The sequence below is a fragment of the Muriicola sp. genome, from assembly GCF_041567615.1.
In the GTDB taxonomy this organism is placed as follows: domain Bacteria; phylum Bacteroidota; class Bacteroidia; order Flavobacteriales; family Flavobacteriaceae; genus Muriicola.
Genome location: NZ_JBFGBM010000094.1, coordinates 1 through 10,040 on the forward strand (window position 1 = coordinate 1; position 10,040 = coordinate 10,040).

Genomic DNA, 10,040 nt, shown 5'->3' on the forward strand with positions numbered 1-10,040 from the left:
GACGCGGCTGCCGCGCTGAAGCAACCCTGTCTGGGTGATCTTATCGTAAGGGATAAATACGGCGGGGGCCACGCTGCTACTGAGGGCAGATCTCCCGGGAACACTCTTGAGGGCACCCTCTATGGGCAGGGATATATTCCCAACCTTGATGCTGTCACCGGCGCGGAGGTTTTGCTGAAGCATGACGGTGGCGTCCACCAGGGCGGAGCCTTTGACCAGGTAGCCCCGTGCGGCAGCCGGAGGATCTGTTTCCAATTCCCCGTAAAAGGGAAATCCTTGTTCCGTACCTACTACCTGTACGAGCTTACTCCTGCCCCTTTTTGGGAAAACCACCATGGAAGCGAAGTTGATTTCACGGCTGTCGGGTCCGCCAAGGGAATCCATGATCCTTACCACTTCTTCATTAGCGGGATGATTGCTGTCAATCACATAGTCGGCCCCCATAAGTGCCCTGGATTGCATATCAATACTGGTAGTAAGATTGTTCCCGAAGGATTGGATCGCTACCAGAGCAGCAATCCCGATGATAATGGAAGACATAAACAGGAACAGTTTCCCCGCATTGGAACGGAGGTCTCTCCAGGCCATGAGGATTAACCAGGAAATACCAGTTTTGGCCGACTGCAGGTCTTTCATGGGGCCACTACCTTTTCATCCCTGTGTATCTTTCCACCTTTGAGCCGGAGGATGCGCTGGGTCTTACGGGCGAGGTCCATATCATGGGTTATGATCACCAGAGTGGTGCCCGCTTCCTTGTTCAGATCGAAAAGGAGTTCAATGATCTTCTGCCCAGTCTCTTCATCCAGTTCGCCGGTGGGCTCATCGGCAAAGAGGATCTCGGGAGTATTCGAAAAAGCACGCGCCAGGGCAACCCTTTGCTGCTCTCCTCCCGACAACTGAGAGGGATAGTGGTGGACGCGTGCCCCCAGTCCTACCTTTTCCAGAAGGGTCACGGCTTTTGACTGGGCATTTTTAACCCCCTGTAATTCGAGGGGAACGGCTACATTCTCAAGGGCAGTAAGCGTTGGAAGGAGTTGAAAGTCCTGAAAGATGAACCCAACTTTCTGATTCCTCAACAATGCCCTTTTGTCCTCATCGAGGGTATCGATCTCAATTCCACACAGGTCAATACGCCCAGAATCAGGGCGGTCGAGCCCGGCACATAATCCGAGTAATGTGGTCTTCCCACTACCCGAAGGACCCACGATGGCAAAGGTTTCCCCGGCTTCGAGGGAAAAGGTGATGTCATCTAGGACGGTAAGGGTTCCTGAGCCGCTATTATAGGTCTTTCTGAGTTGGCTGACGTTTAATATCTTTGACACGTATGAAATTCTTTATATCCGGTTAAGAGGCGGGAAATTAAAAAATTGATTCTGAATATGTTCTCAAGATCAGGGCGATCCGTGTTAAAGTTTTGTTATCTGTTGGGCCTTGCCTTGTCAATAAGCTGCGGCGAATCGGGAAACAGGAAATCCGACCCAAAGTCTGAGTCCCCGACACCGACATCAGTGGAGGATGAATCAGTTGCCAGACCAGACAGAAAAACCATCATCTTTTTCGGAAACAGCCTTACAGCCGGCATGGGTCTGGAGCCCGAACAGGCATTCCCTGCACGTATCGGGGAAAAGATAGACTCCCTCGGTCTGGATTATCTAGTGGTCAATGCAGGGATCAGCGGAGAGACTACCGCCAGCGGCGAAAGCAGGATCAGCTGGCTTATGGGGGAAAAAGTCGACATCTTCGTCCTCGAACTGGGGGCCAATGACGGACTCAGGGGAATACCGCTTTCAGAAACAAGGGAAAATCTACAGGCTATCATAGACACGGTGAAGAATCATAACCCGGATGTAAAGATCGTCCTGGCCGGGATGCAGATTCCGCCCAATATGGGGCCTGAATACACAGCAGAATTCCGAAGTATCTTTCCTGAACTGGCGGAAAAAAACGAGGCCTATCTCATTCCCTTCCTGCTCGAAGGGGTGGCCGGGAACCCTAAACTCAACCAGGCAGATGGCATTCATCCTACAGAGGAAGGACAGCGTAAGGTGGCTCAGAATGTCTGGACAATTATGAGGCCAATACTATGATTATTATTTTGATTAGAAGTCTTTTAAGATATTATATTTAATCCTTTACTTTATTATTTTGTTCTCGTCTTCCTGAGGATCTGACTATTGAATTGGCTGTCGTTTTCCAGGATGGTAAAGAAGTCGTCTATAAAATTTCTGGCGATCCCGAATTCCTTTTCGTTTTCGAATTGAACCTTGAGATCATCTATGGCTCTGAATATCTCAGGTTTTAATTCCAGGTACTGTTGCCTCACGGCCTGGAAGACGCTCTCATCTCTTTCAAATCCGCGATAAAGCCTGTCGGTCACACTTTCAATACCGAGCACCTCCCCTCCCACCTGGGAGACTACAGCATAACTCGCATCCACCAGGCCGGACATATCAAAATCATATGGGATAGGAATGGTCTTGAAGTCTGCTGTAAAGATGAGTTTCTGATTGTGCTGGTAGGCAGTTGAAAAGTCGGTATTGCCGATCATGAACTGGAAAAAATCGTTCTGTACCGAGGCCAGATCGTCCTGCTCCAGCGGGTGTACCACTCTTTTCATTTTGCGCGCATTGGCACGCTCAGCCACCTTGTCTATGTCTTCAATAAGAAATCCCTTCACCTTGTGGACCTTGTTCTTCTTTCCCCTGAATTCGGTGAATTCGATATCTGCCATGCGTGTTTTAAAGTGGTAGGGAGAGATCACCTCGAACAGCTTGTAGGCCATATATTCCTTTACTATGTTGTCGTGAGTGCTGCTCGACTGTACGCAGGGCATGACCAGTTTCAATTCCTTATTGCCTTTGAAAAGGGTCTCTTTGGCCTCGGATTTCTTGATCTTTACCTTGAGAGGCGGAAAGTAACAATGCGCCCTTCGGTAGTTCCCCCGTGCCCGGATCCGGACATCAAGGGAATCCCACTCTCCCTGGTCACTGAAATGCAAGGCCGTAAAGATGTAGGTGCTGTCATTGGTTTCCTTCTTCATTTCCTTGTTGGAAAATCCCAGCCTGATGGGCAGGATATCCTGTTCGAGGAACAATCGTGTCGTCTCCCGATCCACAGCCTCCGAAGCCTGAGACAAAAGGGAGACCGGGCTGTAGATAAGGAGGGTAAGGATTAAAAGTAATGTTTGGTTTTTCACAACTTTGTGGTTAGCTTTAACAAGTTAATATACTAAATTTCTGACCATTAAACTATACCTGTCCATAATTAACCAGCGGACTCTGATCGCACTGATGATCTCGGTGCTGACTGTCGTGCTGTGTTTTCAACTGGATATTCAATTTCACATAGACCTTACCCTGCTGAGTATTGCGATCGTCTTTCCCCTGGTATTTACGATCCGGGGATCCTTCCGCCGGCGGGAAAAGGCACTGGAGCACCTGAGCCAGTTCCGGAGCGCCCTAAAAACCATGTACTATTTCGCCAATGCGTCCAACAACCTAGCCCCGGAGGAGAAACAGGAGATCTCGGATATCCTAAGGGAGATCAGCGACAGTTCCATGGAACACCTGAAGAACAACAGGGAAACCACAGAGTATCTGGACCCGATTCTCAACAAAGTTCAATCTTTTGTTGACGCTAAAGGGGAAATAATGTCAGGGCGCCTGAAGGACAGGATCTTCCGATTTATGAACGATCTGCACGAATCCCTTGAGAATCTGCATGCCATCAATACGCACAGGACGCCCTTGAGCCTGAAGGCCTATTGCAAGCTCTTCATTTACATCTTTCCTTTTATCTATGCCCCGACCATCATCCATGACATGGGGGCGGACAACCCGACCTACGTGACTTTTTTCGTGGTCCTCCTGACGGAATTCATCCTGATCTCCCTCTACAATATTCAGGATCAACTGGAATATCCCTTCGACGATTACGGCCTGGATGATATCAAGCTCGACAGTTTTAAGATTGACCGATAAGGGCTTATACCGCTGTGTGCTTAACTTGCAGGCCCTCAATACATTAATGTGCATTTCATCGGATTTTGGGTCGTACATCGGAATAATCGTACCTTTTACGGTGAAGAATTCGGGCTTCAAAGGAAAATCCGTTTCTTTAGACTTTAACCAAATCTTATGAATAAAAGAACTACACTTACATTCCTCGTTTACGCTTTCTTCACTTTTTGTTTTTTCTGGGCTTTTTACGTGCTGTTAGCCCGACTTTGAGTTGGTTTTCACACCCAAAACCGACCTGTAAATTTTAGGTCAGAATCCCATCGATACCCCCGACAATGTATAGATTTGTAGGAATATTCTTTCGTTTATAACTTCCTGATAACAAATTCATTACTCCCGTTACAATTTTTTCCCCTTCTTATAGTTTTGATAATGATATTAATGACGATCGCTGAGGTCGGACCAAAGTCATGGGGAAATCAAAGCATTTGAGTTTATTGTGCCTTTTTCTTGGCCTTTTGGCCATTCCGGGAATGGCAGTGACCACTGTGGAGATCACAGAGGATCCCATAGAGGTCAGCAAAAAGGTGATCTCTGATGATCCTACTCCGTGGAATGAAGCGGAATATAAAGCTATCACCGAAGAACTGGGTCCACCAAGGGCACTTGATAGGATGGAACGGAATTACCTCCTGCTACAGTCTCCCTGGCTGGGCACAGAATACTTGCAGGGAGTTTTTGATGAGGGAGTGAACAGCATCCCGGTAGAACAATTGCTTGATCTGCTGAATCTGGCCACGAATTCACCCGTACAAACCAGCAGGAAGCTCGCCGAGGTCAGCCTCAGGCATGCCTTGCTTGAATACAAAAAGGCCTATGAGATAGCTGCAAACCTGAAGTCGGATAAATCCGTTGCCTATGAAGACGGGATAGCATTCCTGCAGAACAGGTTCGGATATTTGAAATTAAAAACGGCAAAAAGACTTCTGGAAGAGAGCGGAAAGACCGAAAAACCTGGGATCGATAAGAAAGTAAGTAAGAGGGTGTCAGACCGTTTCAGGAGTCTGCGCAAAAAATACTCCGATCAGATCCCTCTGTCCAACGCCCTGGAAGAGGTCAAGGCCTTTTACACCCTCCTCGAAGAAGTAGTCTCAGGTCTGGCTGTGGTAAGGCCCTATACCGATTTTACACAGACCATCACAGAGTTGAATGAGGTGCAGTTACGGGAGAGGAAACACTGGAGGTCGGCTCTGGAGATCACCTATCCGCGGGAAGGCAGTGTCTGGACCATCCCGGATCCCGCATCTATACAGTGGAATACAGAAAACCTTCCGACAGAGAAGACCATAAAATTCTACCTGCTACGAAACAATACGGTGATTCAGGAACTGGGTGTTTTCAAAAACAATTCCCTGGCAGAAGGCATCAGGCTGAATACCACCTTGCCTAAGGGTGATAATTATAGGATCATGGGGATTGAACTATTCCCGGCCGATAAGTTCCATACAGCCAAATACGCGTCCCCTTTCTTTACCATAGACAAAAGGGATCCCAACACCCCTGCCCCTGCAGAAGAAATCGTGATTGCCCAGGAACCTGAAACTGACCCGGATCCCCCGGGTGAACCCGAACCTGAAAAGGTAAAAGAAATCGCGATCGAAGAGGAAGTGGAAGTTTTACAGGAGGAGGTGGTGGATAAGGTGGTCCCCGAAGAAGAAGAAGAAGAAGAAGAAGAAGAAAAAGAAGAAGAAGAGATGATCGTCGAGGAGGACATTGTTGAGGAGGAAGAAGTTGAAGAGGTAAAGATTCCTGAAAAAAGAACTGATTTTGACGGGAGGTCCATCACTTATGTCAAAGAACTGGAGGTCAACAGTAAGATCGTACAGATCAAGCTGTGGGACCACGGCCGGGAGGATGGGGATATCGTATCTATCTATCTCAATGGGTACCCGATCGTCTCGAAGTACAACCTCACCTATCAGAAAAAGGGCTTTGAACTCAAGCTGGATTCCTCCCAGCCCAACGATCTGTTCCTCTATGCTCATAACCTGGGCAGGTTCCCGCCCAATACGGTGTCTATCGAGATCATAGACGGGGAATCTTCGGAAAACATCGTCCTAAACTCCGACCTTTCGCGCTGTGAGGCCGTGCTGATCAATGTGAAGGACTAAGAAGGTCCTGATCTTCCTTTATCAATGTGATTACTAGTGAGGTATAGGCCAACGAATTGCCCAACCCCCTATATTTCAACCTCTTTATTTTGTATCTTGATAGGATTCCAAAATGAGATGATATGAAAAAACTAGTTCTCCTTCTGTTTGCAGGCACGATATTGAACGCTTCCGCACAATCGAATACTATCCAAGACCTGATTGCAGACTTCGAGAGGAGCAAGGCGATGTCCCTGGAATATATCGATGCCATGCCTGAGGATAAATTCGATTTCAAGCCCACGGAAAGCGTCCGCAGTTTTGCAGCACAAATGCTCCACGGGGCCCAGGGTACCATCGGACTTTCAGCCAACGGCACAGGACAGACGCCGATTTACGGAGATATCAACATCGAACAGGAAAACTCCTTTCACACCAAGTCTGAGGTCAGAAGGATCGTTGCCGAAAGTTTCGATTTTGCCATGGACGGGATCCGCAAAATGGACCCGGCTACCTTTGATGAGGTTGTGGTCAGGGGGCCGTTTGAGGTCACCCGCCTGGGATGGATCCGAAAGGCGAATGAACACGTGGGGCACCACAGGGGGCAAACAGCCATCTACCTCCGAATGCAGGGAATCACGCCCCCATCTTACAAGCTTTTTTAGATCGGAAGGAGATACCTGGCCCCATTACTTTCCGGTTTGCTTAATTTGATATCTTTAGGGCATGGGTATATTTCGAGATCCCATCTATGTCCTTGGGATACTTTGCCTGCTGGTGATCCTGTCCATTTACGCCGGGCAAACCAGGTATGGGAAGAAACTGGGAGCCGCACTGATCGTCATCGTCCTGACGGCAATTCTGGCCAACCTGGGCTGGATACCGAGCGCCTCTGATTCCATTCCCTTATACGACGGGATTTTTACCTACCTGGCACCTATTTCTATTTTTTACCTCCTTCTCGGGGTCAATCTGACCAGCATCAAGAAGGCAGGAGCACCCATGATCGTCCTCTTCCTTTTGGGTTCCCTGGCCACGACACTTGGGGTCCTGGCAGCCTGGTATGTCCTTTCTCCCGAGCGCGTTTTCGGGCCAGACGGGGATACCCTCGCAGGTATGCTGACAGGCACCTATACAGGAGGCAGTGTCAATTTCAACGCCATTGCCCTGGAATACGATTTCCAGAAAAAAGGGATGCTCTACGCAGGTACCATTGCGGTAGATAATGTGGTCACCACTCTTTGGATCATTGTCACCCTCTCCATTCCGGCTGTCATGCGCCGCTTCTGGCAGGACAAAAAACTGGGGGTTCGTAAATCATCCGCAGCCTCTGCGGAGAAGGATAAAATTTCCATGCATTCCCTGATGTGGTTGATGTTCCTGGGGGTCGCGGCGTATTTTATATCCGAATATCTGTCCCTCCTTTTCCCACAGATCCCTTCCATTCTGACGATCTCCACCATAGGCATCGCCCTCGCCCAGTTCCCGTTCGTCAGCAGACTTCAGGGTAGTCACACCCTCGGACTCTACCTGATCTACCTCTTCCTGGCCGTCATTGGGGCCTACTGCGACCTCAGTGCCGTGGTGGAATTACAGGAAGTGGGCATCACGATCTTCCTCTTTGCCTCCCTGGCCGTGCTGATCCATGGAATCCTGCTCATTTTACTGGGAGGGTTGATCTATCGCGACTGGGACATGATCGCCATCGTGAGTCAGGCCAACATCGGTGGAGGGACCACGGCCATTGCCCTGGCTGAGACCTTCCACAGGAATGAGCTGATCCTCCCCGCTATCCTTGTGGGTACCCTGGGCAATGCCTTGGGGACTTACCTTGGATTTATGGTGGTATACCTCCTGTGATCCGTCATTTTTGTCGGAATATAGTACTATCTTCCTGCTTCTATGGACTACAAAAGACCCCCCTGGTACTTCCTGGCCCTTCTCATCCTCGCTGGGGAATCGGTCTTTATCCTGCCCTTTGTTCTGGCACGTGTGTTCCGACCTACCGTACTGGATACTTTTGAACTGACCAATGTGGAACTCGGATTGTGTTTCTCCGTCTATGGATTTGTGGCCCTGTTTGCATACCTGGCCGGGGGACCTCTGGCCGACAAATACCCTCCCCGCAAACTGATCGCCATAGCCCTCTGGACCACGGCCCTGGGCGGACTCCTATTTGCCACGTTCCCATCCTTTGATACCCTGAAGGTCCTGTATGGATATTGGGGGTTGACCACCATCTTTCTATTCTGGGCCCCCATGATCAAAGCCACGCGAATTTGGGGTGGTGACGCTTCCCAGGGAAAAGCCTTCGGATTCCTCGACGGAGGCCGGGGCCTGGTCGGCGCTCTTTTCGGCTCTATGGGGGTCTACATATTTTCATTCTTTATCCCTGCCGAAGGCCTGCAATTATCACTTGAGGAAAGCAGGAGGGCATTTTCGAATGTGATACTCTATTCTTCGGGTATAGTGACCCTGGTGGGTATCCTTGTCTGGTTCTTCCTCAGGATCGAACCAGAACGGCGGCGATCGATCGTCCTGGAGCGCATAACAATATCGGAGATCAGGGAGGTGATGAAATTACGCGCTATCTGGCTGCTAATGGTGATCATCCTCTGCGCCTACGTGGGGTATAAGATCACGGATGTGTTTTCTCTCTATGCACGGGACGTCCTGTCTTATACCCAGGTGGAATCGGCTCGTATAGGTACATTCCTTTTGTACATCCGCCCCGTCGTGGGAGTCGCCATAGGCATTTTAGCGGATCGCTCAAAGACCACCCTGTGGTTATTGATAGGGTTTCTGATCGCATTCACAGGAGCCGTACTTTTCGCAACAGGGATCCTTCCGGGTACCTCTTCAGCTCTTTTCGTCCTGTCTGTTATCCTTGTTGCCTCAGGGGTCTATGCCGTCAGATGTCTTTACTTTTCAGTCATGGAACTCGGCAGGATTCCCCTGGTCCTCACAGGGACCGCGGTGGGCCTTATCTCCCTCGTTGGTTTTACCCCGGATATATTTGCAGGACCTGCCATGGGCTATCTGCTCGACAGGTCGCCCGGGGTTTCAGGACACCGCGACGTTTTCTGGATGCTGGCCGCTTTCTCAGCCATGGGAGGCGGAGTGGCCTTCTATTACCACAAGATCTTCGGTAAGTCCCTCTCATCCACGGAGTAGATCATAAATACCTCAGGGTGCCTCCAGATGGTCTTCAATGTCTTTCAGATGCAGGTGCAAAGCGTGTGTGGAGATCTGAATTTCCCGGATCAGCAGGCCGAGAGAAATGATCAGCAGCACAAGGGCAACCCCAAAAATCCAAACGGCGGCCATATGTTGTTCTATATAGATCAGGAACATGGTGAGCACACAGAGCAGCAGGCTGGTGATCCCGAAGATCTGCATCCATCGGGTGAGATTCAGGCGCAGTTTAAGATTCCTGATCTGTTCGATGAGGGTATCGTCCTTTTTCTGAAGGTAAATGTCGTGCAGATTGCGGATAACGGCGGCATAGGCCAGGAACCTGTTGGTATAGGCCAGCATAATCAGGGAAATGGCGGAGAATAACAGAGCGGGGGTGGTAAGGGTCAATTCTTGCATAGGTCGATTAGAAATCTTGGTGTTTGAGATCAAAAATAGCGCTTTCACAGCTCTTCAGAACCTCAAACTTTTTTTATGTCCATCATCCCCTGCCGGATATAGTTGGAAAAGGAAGAATTCAGTACCTTGGGAAGAGAACACGAACTCTGATTTATGGAACTCGACATCTCTTTTGTTCGCAGTCAATTTCCGGCATTTTCTCAACCCGACCTGAAAGGCTGGGCGTTTTTTGAGAACGCGGGTGGCTCCTATCCCTGCAGGCAGTTTATCGAAAAACTGACTGATTTTTACCTTGAGAACAAGGTACAGCCCTATTATCCCTACCCCGCCTCAATAA

General features: G+C 49.3%; 10 protein-coding genes and 1 pseudogene. 7 read left to right on the forward strand and 4 right to left on the reverse strand.

Features of this window, described 5'->3' with window-relative positions; translation table 11 throughout:
* Together ABYP73_RS07840 and ABYP73_RS07845 are read right to left on the reverse strand one after the other, a co-directional pair.
* The coding region (locus tag ABYP73_RS07840; RefSeq protein WP_372973951.1) for an ABC transporter permease at nucleotides 1-636 on the reverse strand (636 nt) is incomplete at its 3' end.
* Nucleotides 633-1,322 carry an ABC transporter ATP-binding protein gene (locus ABYP73_RS07845; protein ID WP_372973952.1) on the reverse strand — a complete coding sequence of 230 codons (690 nt, stop codon included), beginning with the start codon at nucleotides 1,320-1,322 and terminating at the stop codon, nucleotides 633-635. The genes ABYP73_RS07845 and ABYP73_RS07840, both read right to left, overlap by 4 nt.
* Nucleotides 1,323-1,508: 186 nt before the next feature.
* Here ABYP73_RS07845 and ABYP73_RS07850 point away from each other — a divergent pair, with 186 nt between their 5' ends.
* Nucleotides 1,509-2,087 (forward strand): arylesterase, encoded by a 579-nt coding sequence (locus ABYP73_RS07850; RefSeq protein ID WP_372973953.1) that lies wholly within the window; start codon nucleotides 1,509-1,511, stop codon nucleotides 2,085-2,087.
* A gap of 53 nt (nucleotides 2,088-2,140) precedes the next feature.
* Here the strand turns inward: ABYP73_RS07850 and ABYP73_RS07855 are convergent, their stop codons facing one another.
* Entirely contained in the window at nucleotides 2,141-3,196 is a 1,056-nt protein-coding gene (locus ABYP73_RS07855; protein WP_372945138.1) for a hypothetical protein, read from the reverse strand.
* 94 nt (nucleotides 3,197-3,290) lie between these two features.
* On the opposite strand from ABYP73_RS07855, the gene ABYP73_RS07860 reads away from it, so the two are divergent.
* The 5 genes from ABYP73_RS07860 to ABYP73_RS07880 all read left to right on the forward strand — a co-directional run bounded on the left by ABYP73_RS07860 (nucleotide 3,291) and on the right by ABYP73_RS07880 (nucleotide 9,283).
* Complete coding sequence (locus ABYP73_RS07860; RefSeq protein ID WP_372945137.1) at nucleotides 3,291-3,980, forward strand: bestrophin family ion channel; 690 nt, start codon at nucleotides 3,291-3,293, stop codon at nucleotides 3,978-3,980.
* Between the two features lie 467 nt (nucleotides 3,981-4,447).
* Nucleotides 4,448-6,130: a hypothetical protein gene (locus ABYP73_RS07865; protein WP_372973954.1), complete on the forward strand. Its 1,683-nt coding sequence runs from the start codon at nucleotides 4,448-4,450 to the stop codon at nucleotides 6,128-6,130.
* A 122-nt stretch (nucleotides 6,131-6,252) separates the two neighbouring features.
* A complete protein-coding gene (locus tag ABYP73_RS07870; RefSeq protein WP_372945135.1) occupies nucleotides 6,253-6,774 on the forward strand; it encodes a DinB family protein in 522 nt (173 codons plus the stop codon).
* Between the two features lie 61 nt (nucleotides 6,775-6,835).
* On the forward strand, nucleotides 6,836-7,969 hold the full coding sequence (locus ABYP73_RS07875; protein ID WP_372973955.1) for a DUF819 domain-containing protein: 1,134 nt from the start codon (nucleotides 6,836-6,838) through the stop codon (nucleotides 7,967-7,969).
* A 42-nt stretch (nucleotides 7,970-8,011) separates the two neighbouring features.
* Nucleotides 8,012-9,283: a nitrate/nitrite transporter gene (locus ABYP73_RS07880; protein ID WP_372973956.1), complete on the forward strand. Its 1,272-nt coding sequence runs from the start codon at nucleotides 8,012-8,014 to the stop codon at nucleotides 9,281-9,283.
* Between the two features lie 12 nt (nucleotides 9,284-9,295).
* Here the strand turns inward: ABYP73_RS07880 and ABYP73_RS07885 are convergent, their stop codons facing one another.
* Complete coding sequence (locus ABYP73_RS07885) at nucleotides 9,296-9,703, reverse strand: DUF2721 domain-containing protein (protein WP_372945132.1); 408 nt, start codon at nucleotides 9,701-9,703, stop codon at nucleotides 9,296-9,298.
* Nucleotides 9,704-9,856: 153 nt separating this feature from the next.
* Here ABYP73_RS07885 and ABYP73_RS07890 point away from each other — a divergent pair.
* Nucleotides 9,857-10,040 (forward strand): annotated as a pseudogene (locus ABYP73_RS07890) (nitrogen fixation protein NifS); the annotation flags it as partial.